Genomic DNA, 16673 nt, shown 5'->3' on the forward strand with positions numbered 1-16673 from the left:
GATGACGCGCAAGGCTCTGCGCCGATGGTCCTGGGTGCACAAATGGTCGAGCCTTGTCTCGACCATTTTCCTTCTCATGCTGTGCGTCACCGGCCTGCCGCTCGTGTTCCGTGCCGAGATCGACCGCTTCCTCGGCGCGGAGGGAGACGCGACGGCGACGCAAGCGACCGCCGCGCGACCGTCCATCGAGGCGATCGTCGCGGCCGGCAACGCCAAGCGCCCGGGCGAGCACGTCCAGTTCGTCGTCTGGGATCGAGATGACTCGAACGTCGTGCTCCTCAGCATGGCCGCATCGCGCAAGGCATCGCCTGAGAACAACACGAGCGTCCGTGTCGATACGCGCACGGCCACCGTCATCGAAGGCGACGAGGCCGCGAGCCGCGTGACAGGCATTCTGCTCAAGCTGCATACGGAGATGTTTGCAGGCCTGCCGGGCAAGCTGGTCCTCGGCCTCATGGCGCTATTGTTCGTGGCGGCAATCGTGTCCGGCGCGGTTCTGTATGGCCCGTTCATGCGCAAAATCGACTTCGGTACGGTGCGGCGGAACCGGAGCACGCGCATCCGCTGGCTCGATCTCCACAATCTGCTCGGGATCTCCGTGCTGAGTTGGATGCTCGTCGTGGGCGGAACAGGTGTGATGAACGCGTGGGCCGATCTGCTGATCCAGCTCTGGCAATACGACCAGCTCAGCGAAATGACGGGCCCCTACAAGAACCGCCCCCTGCCCGATCGCATGGTGCCGCTCGACGATGTGGTGGCGCGGGCGCGGGAGGCGGTGCCGAACACGGTGCCATACATCGTGGCGATGCCGGGCTCCCTTCTCACGAGCGACAGCCACTTTGCGGTGTTCATGCGCGGCGAAACCCCGCTGACGGCGCGCCTGCTGACGCCAACGCTTATCGACGCGGTCACGGGCGAGTTAACGGCCACGCGCGAAATGGCGTGGTACATTTCGGTGCTGCTGCTCTCCCAGCCGCTGCACTTCGGCGACTACGGCGGCATGCCGCTGAAGATTCTCTGGGCGCTGCTCGACGCCATCGCGATCGTCGTGCTCGGCAGTGGGATCTATCTTTGGTTCGCGCGCTACCGGTCGTCGGCCGACGACTTTGAAATCGACGACGATTGAGCTGAGGGAGGCCGTCTTGGCAACGAACGCAGTCCGGTCGCTCGCGGCAGTGTATGCAGTTCCCGTATTGCTCTTTGTCGTGGGAGCGGGGGGACTTGCGATCGCGCTCACCGGCGACGGCATGTCCGATCTCGCGGGCTGGATCGCACTTGGGTCCCTAGTGGCCTGCGCCGGGTGGTTTTCCCTGCGGCGGTGAGCCGGTTGCGGTATCCAGGCGCCGCGTGCAGAGCGCGCCGTCACGCAGCAGGCCCGCTAGTCCAGGAGCTGCCGCTTAAGCAGCGCTTCGAGCCAATCTGCAAACACCTGGAGGCGGCGCGAGAGGTGCTGCCTGTGCGGATAGAGCAGGGTCATCGGCATGGGTTCGGCGCGATGATCCGGCATCACTTCGACCAGGTCCCCGTCTTCCAGATGGGCGCGCACGTCATAGGCCGGGATCTGGATCAGCCCGAGCCCCGCGAGGCAACAGGCGATGTAGGCCTCCGCGCTGTTGACGGTGACGCGCCCGCGGAGCGCCATCGTGCGCAGCGTATGGTGTTCGATCCACTCCCAGTCTTCGATCCGCCCGTTGGAGGGCGAGGCATAGTTGACCGCCCAATGGCCGCCGAGGTCGTCCGGGGTGCTGGGCGTTCCGTGCTGCTTGAGATACGCGGGGCTTGCGACGTTGATCAGCGGCAGCCTGCCGATCGGCCGCGAGATCAGGCCGGAATCGCTGAGCGGTCCGACACGCAGCACGCAATCGACGCGGTCTTCGACCAGGTTCACTGCCCGGTCCGTGACGCCGAGATCGATATCGATCTGCGGATAGCGATCGAGGAAGTCCGGAAGCGCCGGCGCGACGATCAGGCGCCCGATCCGCCCGGGAACGTCCACCCTGAGCCGGCCCGACGGTTGCGCCTCCGTCTGCCGGAACAGGTTCTCGGCGTCCTCGACATCGGCGATTAGCCGCTGGCAGAGCTCGTAGAAGGCGATGCCGTCCTGGGTCGGCGAGACCTTGCGCGTCGTGCGATGGAGCAGGCGCGCGCCGACGCGTGCCTCAAGCTCCTGGATACCCGCTGAAACCGACGAGCGCGGAACGCCGAGCGTGTCGGCCGCGCGCGTGAAGCTCGAGCACTCGACGACGCGGGCGAAGATGCGGAACAGGTCGATGCGGTCCAAGGCGAACGGGAGCCTGATTGTTCGTATTTTGTGACAGGTGAAATTAGAATGGCTGTCTTTATCGCGCAATTCTAGACGATATGTTCCCCTCGCGAAAGCGGTCGCCGCCGCGGCCGCCAACCGGCAAAGGAGCCCACGCCATGACTGACCACAGCATCAAAGGTAAAACCGCAATCATCGCCGGCGGCGGGAAAAACCTTGGTGGCCTGATCGCCCGCGATCTCGCAGCCCACGGCGCGAAGGCGATTGTCGTCCACTACAACAGCGCGCCCTCCAAGGCCGAAGCCGAGGCGACGGTTGCGGCGGTGAAGGCTGCGGGCGCTGCAGCGGTCGCCATTCAGGCCGACCTGACGACGGCCGGCGCCGTCGAGAAGCTCTTTGCCGATGCAGTCGCCGCCGTTGGCCGGCCGGACATCGCCATCAACACGGTCGGCAAGGTGCTCAAGAAGCCGATCGTCGAGATTTCCGAGGCCGAGTACGACGAGATGAGCGCCGTCAACGCGAAGTCGGCCTTCTTCTTCATCAAGGAAGCCGGCAAGCACCTCAACGACAACGGCAAGCTCGTGACACTCGTGACCTCGCTGCTGGGCGCCTACACGCCCTTCTACGCGAGCTACGCCGGCACCAAGGCGCCGGTCGAGCACTTCACGCGCGCAGCCTCCAAGGAGTTCGGCGCACGCGGAATCTCGGTCACGGCAATCGGCCCCGGCCCGATGGACACGCCCTTCTTCTATCCGGCTGAGGGCGCGGACGCTGTCGCCTATCACAAAACCGCAGCCGCCCTCTCGGGCTTCTCGAAGACCGGCCTCACCGACATCGAGGATATCGTTCCCTACGTCCGCTTCATGGTCTCGGACGGCTGGTGGATGACGGGCCAGACGATCCTCGTCAACGGCGGCTACACCACGAAGTAAGGAAAGCGCGATGCGCGGGTTTTTGCGCGACCGGCTGGCGAAACCGGCAGGTCGAGACACCGATCGGGAGAGCGCGACCGTCGTCGCGTTGTGGACGGCGGCCGGCGCGCAAGGCCAATGGTTTGCGAAAGACGCGAGCTTCGATCGCGCCTTTCGCGACCGGTTTCTCGACCTGCATATGGCGGTCGCGGCGCGGCGGCATGACGGCTGGATGGCCACGCCCGAAGGGGCGTTGGCCCTCCTGGTCCTGACCGATCAGTTCCCGCGCAACGCCTTTCGCGACACCGGCCATATGTACGCCACCGATCCGCTGGCCCGCCTCTATGCGCGCCAGGCGCTCGACGCGAAGCACATGGATCATGTCGCGCCCGAGCTGCGCCTGTTCTTCGCGCTGCCCTTCGCGCACTCCGAAGACATCCTCGATCAGGACGTGTCCGTGCGTCTCAATGCCAAGCTGGGCCAGCCGTGGCTGGCCCACGCCGAAGGACATCGCGACATCATCCGGCGTTTCGGCCGCTTTCCGCACCGCAATCCCATGCTCGCCCGCGCCACGACGGCGGAGGAAGCGGACTTCCTGAACCGCGGCGGCTTCCGCGGCTGAAACGCACGAGCAACGGCGCAGCCCGGACGGCCGCACGCTCGCTACTCGGCAGCGTCATTGTAGGCCTCGATGGACGGGCACGAGCACACGAGATTGCGGTCGCCGTAGACATTGTCCACCCGGTTGACGGGCGGCCAGTATTTGTCGACGCGAAACGCTCCCGGCGGAAAGCACGCTGCCTCGCGCGAGTACGGCCGGTTCCAAGTGCCGACGAGGTCCTCGACCGTATGCGGCGCGTTCTTGAGCGGGTTGTTCAGCCTGTCGATGCGTCCCTCTTCGATGGCGCGGGCTTCCTCTCGAATGGCGAGCATGGCGTTGCAGAACCGGTCGATCTCCGCCTTCGTTTCGGACTCGGTCGGCTCGATCATGAGCGTGCCGGCCACCGGCCAGCTCATCGTCGGCGCATGGAAGCCGCAGTCGATCAGACGCTTGGCGATGTCGTCGACGGTCACGCCCGCGCTCTCGAGCAGCGGCCGCGTGTCGATGATGCACTCGTGCGCAACGCGCCCCGTCCGTCCCTTGTACAAAATGGGATAGGCGCCCTCGAGGCGCTTGGCGATGTAGTTGGCGTTGAGAATGGCGATGCGCGTCGCCTGCGTCAGGCCGCGCCCACCCATGAGCAGGCAATAGCTCCACGAGATCGGCAGAATGGACGCCGATCCGTAGGGCGCGGCCGAGACCGTCATCTCCCGGCCGTCAGTCTCGGGGTGTCCGGGCAGAAACGGAATGAGATGCGCCTTGACGCCGATAGGCCCCATGCCCGGGCCGCCGCCGCCGTGAGGAATGCAGAACGTCTTATGCAGATTGAGATGGCTGACATCCGCGCCGATGTCGCCGGGCCGCGCGAGCCCGACGAGAGCGTTGAGATTGGCGCCGTCAAGATACACCTGTCCGCCGTTGGCATGCGTGATCTGGCACAGCTCGACGACCGTCTCCTCGAACACGCCGTGCGTGGACGGGTAGGTGATCATGCAGGCGGCGAGGCGGCCGGCATGCTTTTCGGCCTTGGCGCGGAAATCGGCGACATCGATGTTGCCGTTGGCGTCCGTGCCGACCACGACGACGGACATGCCGCACATTTGGGCCGATGCCGGGTTGGTCCCGTGCGCTGAGGACGGAATGAGGCAGACGTCGCGGTTCGTGTCGCCCCGGCTGCGGTGATAGGCGCGAATAGCGAGCAGTCCTGCGTATTCGCCCTGCGCGCCTGAGTTCGGCTGCATCGAGATCGCGTCGTAGCCGGTGATCTCGCAGAGCTTGGCCGAGAGATCGTCGATCAGCTCCTTGTATCCGAGCGCCTGGTCGGCGGGCGCGAACGGATGCATCTCGCCGAATTCGGGCCAGGAGATCGGCAGCATCTCGGCCGTCGCGTTGAGCTTCATCGTGCACGATCCGAGCGGGATCATCGAGCGGTCGAGCGCCAGGTCGCGGTCGGCGAGGCGGCGCATGTAGCGCGTCATTTCGCTTTCGGCGCGGTTCATGTGGAAGATCGGATGCGTCAGGTACTCGGACGTCCGGATCAGGGTCTCCGGCAGGCGCGAAGCCGGAAACGCATCCTGGTAGGTGAGATCGAAGCCGCCGAACGCGCGCCAGACCGCTTCGAGCGTGTCGGGGCGTGTTCGTTCGTCGACCGTGATGCCGATGCGGTCGTTCCCGACCTTGCGGAGGTTAACGCCGTTATCGACGGCGTTCTTCAGGATCAGCCCCTGGTACGCGCCCACCTCGACGGTGATGGTATCGAAGTAGGCCGCGGGGCTGACCTTGAAGCCCAGCGACGTGAGCCCCTCGTCCAGCCGCACGGCGTCGCGATGCACGCGCTCGGCGATGGCCTTGAGGCCGCGAGGGCCGTGGAACACCGCATACATCGACGCGATGACCGCCAGGAACACCTGCGACGTGCAAATGTTCGACGTCGCCTTCTCGCGGCGAATGTGCTGCTCGCGCGTTTGCAGCGCCAGGCGATAGGCGCGGTTGCCCTTGGCATCGACGGAGACGCCGACCAGCCGGCCCGGCATCGTGCGCTTGTGCGCGTCGCGTGTTGCGATGTAGGCGGCATGCGGCCCGCCATAGCCCATCGGCACGCCGTAGCGCTGCATCGATCCGACGGCGATGTCGGCGCCCATTTCTCCGGGCGGCTTCAAAAGCGTCAGCGCCAGCGGATCGGCGGCGACGACGGCAATTGCGCCGGCCGCATGCAGTCGCGCGATTGCGTCGGTGAAGTCGTGGCAGTCCCCATTCACACCCGGATACTGGAACACCGCGCCGAAAACATCCGACGGCACGAGATCGCGCGTGGGATCGCCGACCACCACAGTCCAGCCGAGCGGCTCGGCGCGCGTCTTCAGGACCGCGATCGATTGCGGCAGGCAGTCGCGATCGACGAAGAACGTCGTCGCCTTCGACGTGGCGACACGATGCGCCATGGCCATCGCCTCGGCGCAGGCGGTTGCTTCATCGAGCAGGGACGCGTTGGCGATGTCGAGACCGGTGAGGTCGCGCACAAGGGTCTGGAAATTGAGAAGCGCCTCCAGGCGCCCTTGGCTGATCTCGGGCTGGTAGGGCGAGTACGAGGTGTACCACGCCGGATTTTCGAAGATGTTGCGCTGGATCGCGGGCGGCATCGTGGTGCCGTGATAGCCTTGGCCGATCAGCGACGTCAGCAGCCGGTTTTTGTTCGCCGTTGCACGCACCTTGTCGAGCGCACGCCGCTCCGACAGCGATTTGCCGAAGTCGATGCGGGATGTCTGGCGGATGGCGGCGGGAACCGTGTCGTCGATCAGGGCATGCAGGCTCTCGGCGCCGACCACCTGCAGCATTTCGGCAATCTCGGACGCCGAAGGTCCGATGTGGCGGCGGTTCGCAAAATCATAGGGATCGTAGGACCCAGTCATGGGCGGACTCCTGGCTAGTGTGTGGCCTGGCAATGCGAGTTAGCCGATCAGCAGCTTGTAGGCGTCTGCATCCATCAGGCTGTCGAAATCCGCAGGCGATTTGAGCTTCATTTTGTAGAGCCATCCCTTGCCCAGCGGATCGGAGTTGACGAGCGAGGGATCGGCAACCACGGCGTCGTTGATCTCGACGACTTCGCCATCGAGGGGGGCGAAAACGTCGGACGCGGCCTTGACGGATTCGACGACAGCGGCGGGGTTGCTCTTCTGAAGCGCGGTACCGACTTTCGGGAGTTCAACGAACACGAGGTCGCCGAGCTGTACGGTGGCGTGCTCCGTGATGCCGACGGTCGCAACGTCGCCGTCGCGCACCAGCCATTCATGTTCATCGGTGAATTTCATGGGATCGGTCTCCATTTGCACTGTCATGTCTGGTGTCAACGCCGATCGCGGCGCTTGTACTTCGGCGCCACGAACGGCAGCGCCGTGACGGTCATCGCCATGCGCCGGCCGCGCACGTCCGCGAACAACGCCGTGCCGGGCATCGCCATCGAAACCGGCACGGTGCCCATTGCGATCGGGCGATCGACGCTTGGTCCGAAGCCGCCGGACGTGACGATGCCGATCGCGGATGTCGCGTCTTCGGAGTCATAGACGAGCGACCCGGCGCGGACCGGCGCGCGTCCGTCCGGCAGGAAGCCGGCACGCACGCGCAAAGAGCCGCTTTCGATTTGCGGGAGAATGACGTCGCAGCCTGGAAATCCACCGGCTCGCGCGCCGCCGCGCCGTCGCACAGCCTGAATTGCCCAAGAGAGATCGGCGTCAACGGGTGTCGTCGTGGGGTCGAGATCCGCGCCGTAAAGGCACATGCCAGCCTCGAGCCGAAGTGAATCGCGCGCGCCGAGCCCGATGAGCGCGACGGCGGGATCTTCGAGAAGGGCCGTCGCGATGTCGTGCGCGCGATCACGGGGAACAGAGATTTCGTACCCGTCCTCACCCGTGTAGCCGGAACGCGTCACCACGCAATCGGCGCCCAGAATTGCGATTTCCCGCGCGTCCATGAAGCGCATATCGCGGCAGGGCGCAGCCAGGCGCGCGAGCGCGGCCTCGGCCTGCGGCCCTTGCAGCGCGATCAGCGCGCGGTCGAGCCGTTCGAGATCGCACACGTCGGAAAGGGCTGCCCGCAGATGCGCTTCGTCGGCCTCCTTGCAGGCCGCGTTGACGACGATAAAGAGGTGATCACCAAGGTTGGCGACCATAAGGTCGTCGAGGATGCCGCCCTCCGCATTGGTGAACAACGCGTAGCGCTGGCGTCCGGGATCGAGGCCCAGAACATCGATCGGCACGAGCCGTTCGAGCGCAAGCGCGGCATCCGCCAGCCGGCCGGATTTCGCACGGAGCGCGAACTGGCCCATGTGCGAAACGTCGCACAAGCCTGCCGATGCGCGCGTGTGCAGATGCTCCTTGAGAATGCCCGGAGCGTACTGAACCGGCATGTCGTAGCCGGCAAACGGCACCATGCGCGCGCCATGGGTCACATGGAGATCGTACAGCGGCGTGCGTTTGAGGGTGTGTGTGGTTGTATACGTCAAAGGGGCTCCTATGCTCTCGCCGGCACGCGCTGCGTGCCGGATTGAGCCCCCTCTGTCGCGAGACCTGAAAGATTAGGAGCAACGCCGCAATGCGGCCGTCAGCGCCTTGTCATCTTCGGTGGGTGATCGCGAAACGATGCGTCACCGCTTTCCAGAGTGTCGTTCGGACTGCGGTCCATTTGCCTGAGAGTTTCCGGGGCGGTTGCTCCTTCGGCGCCGGGCCGTTATGGCGACCCGAACTCTTCCGCAGTCTTCGGAAGACAGCGCGAAGATGGGTCCGTTTGCCTGGCTCGTCAACCAGCCTTTAGGCCAGGGTCGGCAACGCAGTGGCGCGCGGCGGCGCCCAATCTTTATGCGATCCTTATGCCGTCGCGGCCATTTCCCAATCGAGATTTGATTTCCGCAGCATCATGTTCCGCCTGTCGGCAACAGGAGCAAAACAGATGCTTGACCTCATTTATCTCGCCGTCGGTCTGGGTGGTTTCGGCCTCATGGCCGGATACGCCCTGCTGTGCGGCCGACTGTAGCGCCATGGTGGAGTGAGACCCGTGATCACAGATCCCCTGATCGCCCTCGTCGTTGCCGCAGGGCTCGGCGTTTACCTGGTTTACACGCTGGTTCGACCGGAAAAGTTCTAGGCCTTGGAGGGCCTTTTCATGACAGCCGTTGGTTGGTTGCAAATCGCGCTCGTGCTGGGCGCGGTGCTGTTGGCGGCGTGGCCGCTCGGCAATTACATGGCACGCATTTTTTCGAGTGAGCGCGTATCGCCGGTTGAGGGCGCGCTTTTTTCCGCCGCGGGCGTCGACCCGCGATCGGAGCAGACCTGGCTTGTCTACGTGATGAGCATGCTCGCGTTCAACGCGGTGGGCTTTCTCGTGCTGTACGGCCTGATGCGCTTGCAGGGGTCGCTTCCCCTCAATCCGCAGGGCTTCGGCGCCGTCGCCCCTGATCTCGCGTTCAACACGGCGATCAGCTTCGTCACCAACACCAACTGGCAGTCCTACGGTGGCGAAACGACCATGAGCCATCTCGTGCAGATGGCCGGTCTCACCGTGCAGAATTTCGTCTCCGCCGCGACGGGCATCGCGCTTGCGGTCGCCGTCACGCGCGCCTTCTCGCGCAGCGCCTCGAAGTCGATCGGCAACTTCTGGGTCGATCTCACACGCGCCACGCTCTATGTGCTGATCCCGCTCGCGGTCGTCGTCGCGCTGGCCTATGCCGTGATGGGCGTTCCGCAGACCTTGGCAGGCCGCATCGACGTCACCACGCTCGAAGGCGCCAAGCAGGCGATCGCGCTCGGCCCGGTCGCAAGCCAGGAGGCCATCAAGCAGCTCGGCACGAACGGCGGCGGCTTCTTCAACGCCAACGCGGCCCACCCATTCGAGAATCCGAGCGCCTGGTCGAACGCGCTGTCGATCTGGAGCATGCTGCTCATTCCGGCAGCCATGACGTTCACCTTCGGTCGCATGATCGGCGACCGCCGCCAGGGCTATGCGTTGCTCGCGGTCATGGCAGCGTTCGTCATCGCCGGAACGGCCATTGTCTATGCGTCGGAAACGGCGGGCAATCCGCTGCTCGTCGCCGCCGGTGTCGATGCATCCGCCGGCAACATGGAAGGCAAGGACATCCGCTTTGGCCAGGCGCTGACGGCTCTCTATGTCGTCACCACCACGGGCCTTTCGTGCGGCGCGGTGAATGCCATGCACGCCTCCCTCACGCCGATCGGCGGACTCGTGCCGCTGTTCATGATGCAGCTCGGCGAGATCCTGCCGGGTGGCGTCGGTTCCGGTCTCTACGGCATGATCGTGATGGCCTTGCTTGCGGTGTTCGTCGCCGGTCTCATGGTCGGCCGCACGCCCGAGTACCTCGGCAAGAAGATCGAGGCGCGTGAGATGAAGCTCGCCATGCTGGCGCTTCTCATCCTGCCGTTCTTCATCCTGGGCTTCACGGCGGCCGCCGCCATGCTTCCGGTGGCGCTCGCCAGCCTCGCCAATGCGGGTCCGCACGGGCTAACGGAGATCCTCTACGCCTACTCGTCGGCCGCCGGTAACAACGGCTCTGCGTTCGCGGGGCTCAACGCCAACACGCCCTGGTTCAACACCACGCTCGCGCTCGCGATGCTGTTCGGCCGCTTTGCCTATGTCGTGCCGGTCATGGCGATCGCTGGCTCGATGGTTGCGAAACCGAAGACGACCGCGTCGGCGGGCACGTTCCCGACGGACGGCCTTCTGTTCGTCAGCCTGCTCGCGGCCGTGATCCTGATCCTGGGCGGACTTCAGTACTTCCCGGCTCTCGCCCTCGGCCCGATCGTCGAGCACGTTCTCATGAATGCCGGCAAGACCTTTTAAGGAGACTCCAATGACCAAGCGCTCGACACCAGGGCTGCTGGATACTTCGATAGCCTGGCAAGCCGCAAAAGATGCCGTAGGCAAGCTCGCGCCGCGAAAGCTCGTTCGCAACCCGGTGATGTTCACCACCGGCGTCGTGGCCGTGCTCGTCACCGCGATTTTCTTCCGCGACTTCGCAACCGGACGGGACGGGCTGGCCTTCACCGGCCAGATCGCAGTCTGGCTGTGGTTCACCGTGCTGTTCGCCAACTTCGCGGAAGCCGTGGCCGAGGGCCGCGGCAAGGCGCAGGCGGATGCTCTGCGCCGCACGCGGAGCGACACGACGGCGAAGCTCCTGCTTCACTCGGACGATACGAAAGACGATCCGTGGGAGCCCCGCTCGGCCCAGGATCTCCGTCCCGATGACGTCGTGCTCGTCGAGGCGGGCGACACGATCCCCGCCGACGGCGAGGTCATCGAAGGCATCGCGTCCGTGAACGAATCCGCCATCACCGGCGAATCCGCGCCCGTCATCCGCGAATCCGGTGGCGACCGCTCGGCCGTCACCGGCGGCACCGTGGTGCTGTCGGACTGGCTCAAGGTGCGCGTCACGGCGGCGCCCGGCTCGTCGTTCCTCGATCGCATGATCGCGCTCGTCGAGGGCGCCGAGCGGCAGAAGACGCCGAACGAGCTTGCGCTCTCCATCCTGCTCTCGGGCCTGACGCTGATCCTCCTGATCGCGGTCGTGACGATCTGGCCGCTCGCCGGCTACTCGGGCACCACGCTCTCCGTGACGGTGCTCGTGGCCCTGCTCGTCACCTTGATCCCGACCACCATCGGCGGCCTTCTGTCCGCCATCGGCATCGCCGGCATGGATCGCCTGATCCGCTTCAACGTGCTTGCGACTTCCGGCCGGGCCGTGGAGGCGGCAGGCGACGTCGATACGCTGCTGCTCGACAAGACGGGCACCATCACGTACGGCAACCGCCTCGCCACCGCGTTCATCCCCGTGCCCGGTCGCTCGGAGCGAGACGTTGCCGAGGCGGCGTTGCTGGCATCGCTTTCCGACGAAACGCCGGAAGGCCGCTCCATCGTGGCGCTCGCACGCGGCAGCTACGGTCTCACGGACGGCATCGAGGCCACATCCACGAACGTCATTCCGTTCTCGGCCCAGACGCGCATCTCCGGCGTCGAGTTCGCGGGCCGCAGCATCCGCAAGGGCGCGGTCGATGCGGCGCTCGCTTTCGCCGGGCAGACGCTCGAGACGACATCTCCGGCCTTCCGCGAAGCCGTGCAGTCTATTGCACGAACCGGCGGCACGCCGCTCGCGGTCGTCGGGGACAAGCAGGTGGTCGGCGTCATCCATCTCAAGGACGTGGTGAAGCCCGGCATCAAGGCCCGCTTTGCCGCCTTGCGTGAGATGGGCATCCGGACCGTGATGGTCACCGGCGACAATCCCGTGACGGCGGCCGCCATCGCGTCCGAAGCCGGCGTCGACGACTACATCGCCGAAGCAACCCCGCAGGACAAGCTCGCCTACATCAAGGCCGAGCAGGCCAAGGGCCGCCTGATTGCCATGTGCGGCGACGGCACGAACGACGCGCCGGCCCTCGCACAGGCCGACGTCGGCGTGGCGATGCAGACCGGCACGCAGGCCGCGCGTGAAGCGGGCAACATGGTGGATCTCGACAGTGATCCCACGAAGCTCATCGAGATCACGGAAATCGGCAAGCAGCTCCTGATGACGCGCGGCTCTCTGACGACGTTTTCCATTGCCAACGACGTCGCCAAGTACTTCGCGATCATTCCCGCGCTGTTCGTCACCACCTATCCCGAGCTCGGCGTCTTGAACGTCATGGGCCTCGCCTCGCCGGACAGCGCGATCCTGTCGGCCGTCATCTTCAATGCGCTGATCATCATCGCGTTGATCCCCCTCGCGCTGAAGGGCATCGGCTACCGCCCCGCAAGTGCAGACGTGCTGCTCAGGCGCAACCTGCTCGTCTACGGGCTCGGCGGTCTCGTTGTGCCCTTCATCGGCATCAAGATCGTCGATCTCGCCGTCTCTGCCCTCGGACTCGCCTAAAGGAGCGACTCAATGACCTCACATCTACGACCGGCCGTCGTGCTCCTCGGAGCCTTCACGATCCTGACCGGCATAGCCTACCCTCTCGCCATGACAGGCATCGTCCAGATCGTCCTTCCGGACCAGGCGAACGGAAGTATGATCGAGCGCGGCGGCGCAATCGTCGGCTCGTCGTTGATCGGCCAGCCGTTCACGTCGGATCGCTACTTCCATCCGCGTCCTTCCGCGGCCGGCCAGAACGGCTACGACGCGGCGGCATCGTCCGGCTCGAACCTCGGGCCGCTGTCCGCAAAGCTCCTCGACCGCGTCAAGCACGACGCGGCCGAGCTGCGCGGCGGCCGAACCGCGGCCATCCCGGCCGATGCGGTCACGACATCCGCCAGCGGCCTCGATCCGCACGTCAGTCCCGCTTACGCCGATATGCAAGTCGAACGCGTGGCGAAGGCGCGCGGCGTCAGTCCGGATCGCGTTCGCGCTGTCGTTGCCGGAAATGCGGCCGGCGACGACCTCGGGATCATCGGCGAGCCGCGCATTAACGTTCTTGAGCTGAACCTCGCACTTGACGCCGCTCTCGGCACGGGCTCCGGATGACGCATGGCTGATACGACCACACAGGAGAAGGGGCGCCCTTCGCCGAAAGCGTTGCTCGAGCTTGCCGCGAATGAAGGTCGCGGCAAGCTCAAAGTGTTTCTCGGCATGGCGCCGGGCGTGGGCAAGACCTATGCGATGCTTGCCGCCGCCAAGGTCCTGAAGGCGGAGGGCGTCGACGTCGTGGTCGGCGTCGTGGAAACGCACGGACGGGCCGAGACGGCCGCCCTGCTCGATGGGCTCGAAGTTCTGCCCCGCCGCACCGTTCCCTACCGCAATCGTACCCTCATGGAGTTCGACATCGACGCCGCAATTGCGCGCCGTCCGGCCCTTCTGCTCGTCGACGAATTCGCTCATTCGAACGCGCCGGGGCTCGTGCACCCCAAGCGCTACCAGGACGTGGATGGCGTGCTGCACGCCGGGATCGACGTCTGGACCACGCTCAACATCCAGCATCTCGAAAGCCTGAACGATGTCGTCGAGCGCATCGCCGGCATCACGGTGCGCGAAACGGTGCCCGACCGCGTGCTCGAGCGCGCCGACGAGATCGTGGTGGTGGACTTGCCGCCCGAGGAGCTGATCCAGCGCCTCAAGGATGGCAAGGTCTACCTGCCGGACAACGCGCGCCGCGCCGTCGGCAAATTCTTCCAGCTCAGCAACCTGACGGCCCTGCGCGAGCTCGCCCTCCGCCGCACGGCCGATCGCGTCGACGAGCAGATGATCTCCCAGCTTCGACGCCAGGGCATCGAGGGGCCGTGGCCGACCGCCGAACGACTGCTCGTCTGCGTGGGCGGCGACGAGATGTCGGAAGCAGTGGTGCGCGCGGCCGCGCGCATGGCGGCCGCCCTCAAGTCGGATTGGATCGCCATCCATCTCGTGAAGAGCGATCGCGAGACGACGGATCGCGGCGCCGTGCGGCGCATGGAAAAGGCGATGCGGCTCGCCGACCGGCTCGGCGCGACCACGGTGAGCCTGAACGCCGAGGCGCTCGTCTCCGAAGTGCTGGCGTATGCCAAGCGCAACAACATCACCCAGATCGTCGTCGGCCGCGCCCGGCGCAGCCCCATGAACGCCCTGTTCGGCCGCTCCCTGGCCCAGGCGCTGATGGATGAAGCTTCCGGCATCTCGGTGACGGTGGTGGCCTCGAACGGCCCACAGCGCAACGTCTGGCCGCTGCTGCCCGAGATCAACCCGACGTGGGCCGGCGGCATCGCGGCAATCGCGGCCGTGAGCGTGGGAGTGGCAGCCGGCAAGCTGATCGAGCGGTTTACGTCTCTGCCGAACCTGTCGATGCTGTTCCTGTTCGCGGTGCTCCTGTGCGCCCTGCGGTTTGGCCTCTTCTCGTCCGTGGCGGCGGCGTCGCTGTCGTTCTTTGCCTACAACTTCTTTTTCATCGCCCCGCGCAACACGCTGACGATCGCGTCCCCGCACGAGTTCTTCGCGCTGCTCATCTTCCTCGCGGTCGCGGTTGTGACCGGAGGGCTCGCCGCGCGCCTGCGCGAACAGGCCGCCGCCACGCGCGAGCGGTCCGAAGCAACGCAGGCGCTCTACGAATTCTCGCGCAAGCTCGCCGGCGTGCCGAAGATCGACGACGTCCTCTGGCTGCTGGCCGCCCAGTCGGCCGCCGTCGTCGAGGGCAAGGCCATCGTGCTTCTGGAACAGGACGGCGACCTCTCGATTGAAAGCGCCTGGCCGCCCGAGGACACGCTGTCGACTGCGGATTGGGCGGCGGCACGCTGGGCGAATGAGAAGCGGGAGCCGGCAGGCCGCCTCACGAGCACATTGCCGTCCGCGACGTATCAGTTTCGCCCGCTGATCTCGTCGGCCGGCGTGCTCGGTGTGCTCGGCGTGGCACCCGGCAGCGAGGACGATGCGCTGCCGAACGCGACCACGAACGCGCTGCAGTCGTTTGCCGACCAGGCGGCAACCGCCATCGAGCGAACGCACCTGGTGGAAAGGGCTGCGAAGGCCGCGACGGAAGCAGAAAGCGAGCGGTTGCGCGGCGCGCTGCTGTCGTCCATTTCGCATGATCTGAGGACGCCGCTGGCGTCGATCCTGGGCTCCGCGACGAGCCTGCGCCAGCTCGGCGATCGCATGCCGAAAAGCGACCGCGCCGATCTCCTGGCGACCATCGAGGAAGAGGCGAGCCGTCTGTCGTCGTTCGTGTCGAACCTGCTCGATATGACGCGGCTGGAGGCTGGCGCTCTCGACATCCGCCGCGACTGGGTGGATGTCGGAGATGCCGTTCGCGGCGCCGTGGCGCGAACGGCCAAGATCTTTCCGCAGCGGCGCGTGGCGATCTCGCTCGACGACGGATTGCCGTTCGTGCGGGCCGACGCGGCCTTGCTGGAGCAAGTGCTCTTCAACCTGCTCGACAACGCGCACAAATACAGCCCCCCGGAGTCGGTTACCCGCATCGCCGCCCGCTTGACGGCGAACGGCGCATTGCGCATCACGGTCACGGACGACGGCATCGGCATCCCGCAAGAGGCGCTCGGCAAGGTGTTCGGAAAATTCTACCGCGTAGCCGGTGGCGACGGGCGCGCGCCCGGCACCGGCCTCGGCCTTTCGATCGCGGCAGCGCTGGTGTCGGCGATGGGAGGGACGATCGCGGCCACGAGCCCAGCCGCAAACGGCAAGGGCACCGAGTTCGCGATCCTGCTTCCCACGCACGAGACCGGGCTCGATCCCACCAGCAATCCCATGGCCACCGCATGACCGGGCATCGCGTTCTGATCGTCGACGACGAGCCGCAGATTTTGCGCTTCCTGAAGCCGAGCCTCGTGGCCGCCGGCTACGAGGTGGTCGCGGCGGCGACAGGCGGCGAGGCGCTCAAAGCCGCGGCAACGCGGGCCCCCGATGTCATCGTGCTCGACCTCGGCTTGCCCGACATGGACGGAAAGGATGTCATTCGCGAGCTGCGCACCTGGTGCAAGACGCCGATCCTCGTTCTCTCGGCGCGCGATCGCGAGGCCGAAAAGATCGCGGCCCTCGATCTCGGCGCCGACGACTACATCAACAAGCCGTTCGGTATCGGTGAGCTGACGGCGCGATTGCGGACGGCGCTGCGGCACGCCGCGCAAGCCTCCGGCGAGCAGTCCAGGTTTCAATCCGGCGCGCTCGAAATCGACGTTCTGGCGCATTCCGTGACATGGGCTGGCGTCCCTCTGAAGCTCACGCCCAAGGAGTTCTACCTCCTCGCGGTTCTGGTCCGCAATGCCGGCCGGGTCGTGACGCACCGCCAGATTCTGACCGCGGTCTGGGGTCCGGCCCACACGGAAGACCTGCAGTACCTGCGCGTGTTTATCGGCCAGTTGCGCCAGAAGCTCCGGACCACATCCGGCGCGCCCGAGTTTATTCTGACGGAACCCGGCATCGGCTACCGGCTCGCCGCCGAGTAGC

At 65.9% G+C, this 16673-nt stretch carries 14 protein-coding genes and 1 riboswitch; of the genes, 10 read left to right on the plus strand and 4 right to left on the minus strand.

The features are described 5' to 3' along the window. Position 1: 1 nt before the first annotated feature. The gene (locus K2Y42_RS10975) at positions 2-1126 is read left to right on the plus strand and encodes a PepSY-associated TM helix domain-containing protein (protein WP_291152255.1); all 1125 of its coding nucleotides are present in this window, start codon (positions 2-4) and stop codon (positions 1124-1126) included. Between the two features lie 252 nt (positions 1127-1378). Here K2Y42_RS10975 and K2Y42_RS10980 read toward each other — a convergent pair whose 3' ends face one another. Further along, positions 1379-2281, minus strand: a complete 903-nt coding sequence (locus K2Y42_RS10980; RefSeq protein WP_291152257.1) for a LysR family transcriptional regulator — start codon at positions 2279-2281, stop codon at positions 1379-1381. Positions 2282-2421: 140 nt separating this feature from the next. Between K2Y42_RS10980 and K2Y42_RS10985 the strand changes: the two genes are divergently transcribed. After that, a complete protein-coding gene (locus K2Y42_RS10985) occupies positions 2422-3195 on the plus strand; it encodes an SDR family oxidoreductase (protein WP_291152259.1) in 774 nt (257 codons plus the stop codon). Between the two features lie 10 nt (positions 3196-3205). Then, positions 3206-3796, plus strand: a complete 591-nt coding sequence (locus K2Y42_RS10990) for a DUF924 family protein (protein ID WP_291152261.1) — start codon at positions 3206-3208, stop codon at positions 3794-3796. A gap of 41 nt (positions 3797-3837) precedes the next feature. On the opposite strand, the gene gcvP is transcribed toward K2Y42_RS10990, so the two are convergent. Genes gcvP through gcvT form a run of 3 tightly spaced genes read right to left on the minus strand, consistent with a single transcriptional unit; the run spans position 3838 to position 8273 of the window. After that, positions 3838-6684, minus strand: a complete 2847-nt coding sequence (gene gcvP, locus K2Y42_RS10995; protein ID WP_291152263.1) for an aminomethyl-transferring glycine dehydrogenase — start codon at positions 6682-6684, stop codon at positions 3838-3840. 39 nt (positions 6685-6723) lie between these two features. Then, positions 6724-7083 (minus strand): glycine cleavage system protein GcvH, encoded by a 360-nt coding sequence (gene gcvH, locus K2Y42_RS11000; protein ID WP_291152265.1) that lies wholly within the window; start codon positions 7081-7083, stop codon positions 6724-6726. 35 nt (positions 7084-7118) lie between these two features. Continuing rightward, the gene (gene gcvT / locus K2Y42_RS11005) at positions 7119-8273 is read right to left on the minus strand and encodes a glycine cleavage system aminomethyltransferase GcvT (protein WP_291152267.1); all 1155 of its coding nucleotides are present in this window, start codon (positions 8271-8273) and stop codon (positions 7119-7121) included. Between the two features lie 161 nt (positions 8274-8434). Next, a riboswitch (glycine riboswitch) is annotated at positions 8435-8530 on the minus strand. Positions 8531-8599: 69 nt separating this feature from the next. On the opposite strand from gcvT, the gene K2Y42_RS11010 reads away from it, so the two are divergent. The 7 genes from K2Y42_RS11010 to K2Y42_RS11040 are packed head-to-tail and all read left to right on the plus strand — an operon-like array spanning position 8600 to position 16672. After that, on the plus strand, positions 8600-8800 hold the full coding sequence (locus K2Y42_RS11010; protein WP_291152269.1) for a hypothetical protein: 201 nt from the start codon (positions 8600-8602) through the stop codon (positions 8798-8800). 21 nt (positions 8801-8821) lie between these two features. Next, a complete protein-coding gene (gene kdpF / locus K2Y42_RS11015) occupies positions 8822-8911 on the plus strand; it encodes a K(+)-transporting ATPase subunit F (protein WP_291152271.1) in 90 nt (29 codons plus the stop codon). Positions 8912-8929: 18 nt separating this feature from the next. After that, positions 8930-10621, plus strand: coding sequence for a potassium-transporting ATPase subunit KdpA (kdpA, locus tag K2Y42_RS11020; RefSeq protein WP_291152273.1), 1692 nt, complete (start codon positions 8930-8932; stop codon positions 10619-10621). A gap of 10 nt (positions 10622-10631) precedes the next feature. After that, a complete protein-coding gene (gene kdpB / locus K2Y42_RS11025; RefSeq protein WP_291152275.1) occupies positions 10632-12683 on the plus strand; it encodes a potassium-transporting ATPase subunit KdpB in 2052 nt (683 codons plus the stop codon). Between the two features lie 12 nt (positions 12684-12695). After that, positions 12696-13274, plus strand: coding sequence for a potassium-transporting ATPase subunit KdpC (kdpC, locus tag K2Y42_RS11030; RefSeq protein ID WP_291152277.1), 579 nt, complete (start codon positions 12696-12698; stop codon positions 13272-13274). A 3-nt stretch (positions 13275-13277) separates the two neighbouring features. Further along, complete coding sequence (locus K2Y42_RS11035; RefSeq protein WP_291152279.1) at positions 13278-15989, plus strand: sensor histidine kinase KdpD; 2712 nt, start codon at positions 13278-13280, stop codon at positions 15987-15989. Continuing rightward, entirely contained in the window at positions 15986-16672 is a 687-nt protein-coding gene (locus K2Y42_RS11040) for a response regulator (RefSeq protein ID WP_291152281.1), read from the plus strand. Before K2Y42_RS11035 ends, K2Y42_RS11040 begins: the two co-directional genes overlap by 4 nt. The last annotated feature ends 1 nt before the right edge of the window (position 16673 follow it).

Origin of the sequence: Hyphomicrobium sp. (genome assembly GCF_019744875.1) — a bacterium.
Classification (GTDB): Bacteria; Pseudomonadota; Alphaproteobacteria; order Rhizobiales; family Hyphomicrobiaceae; genus Hyphomicrobium_C.

Coding starts and splice junctions, on each gene's coding strand:
- K2Y42_RS10975 (WP_291152255.1), top strand. CDS start 2: ATGACGCGCAAGGCTCTGCGCCGATGGTCCTGGGTGCACAAATGGTCG.
- K2Y42_RS10985 (WP_291152259.1), top strand. CDS start 2,422: ATGACTGACCACAGCATCAAAGGTAAAACCGCAATCATCGCCGGCGGC.
- K2Y42_RS10990 (WP_291152261.1), top strand. CDS start 3,206: ATGCGCGGGTTTTTGCGCGACCGGCTGGCGAAACCGGCAGGTCGAGAC.
- gcvP (WP_291152263.1), bottom strand. CDS start 6,684: ATGACTGGGTCCTACGATCCCTATGATTTTGCGAACCGCCGCCACATC.
- gcvH (WP_291152265.1), bottom strand. CDS start 7,083: ATGAAATTCACCGATGAACATGAATGGCTGGTGCGCGACGGCGACGTT.
- kdpA (WP_291152273.1), top strand. CDS start 8,930: ATGACAGCCGTTGGTTGGTTGCAAATCGCGCTCGTGCTGGGCGCGGTG.
- kdpB (WP_291152275.1), top strand. CDS start 10,632: ATGACCAAGCGCTCGACACCAGGGCTGCTGGATACTTCGATAGCCTGG.
- kdpC (WP_291152277.1), top strand. CDS start 12,696: ATGACCTCACATCTACGACCGGCCGTCGTGCTCCTCGGAGCCTTCACG.
- K2Y42_RS11035 (WP_291152279.1), top strand. CDS start 13,278: ATGGCTGATACGACCACACAGGAGAAGGGGCGCCCTTCGCCGAAAGCG.
- K2Y42_RS11040 (WP_291152281.1), top strand. CDS start 15,986: ATGACCGGGCATCGCGTTCTGATCGTCGACGACGAGCCGCAGATTTTG.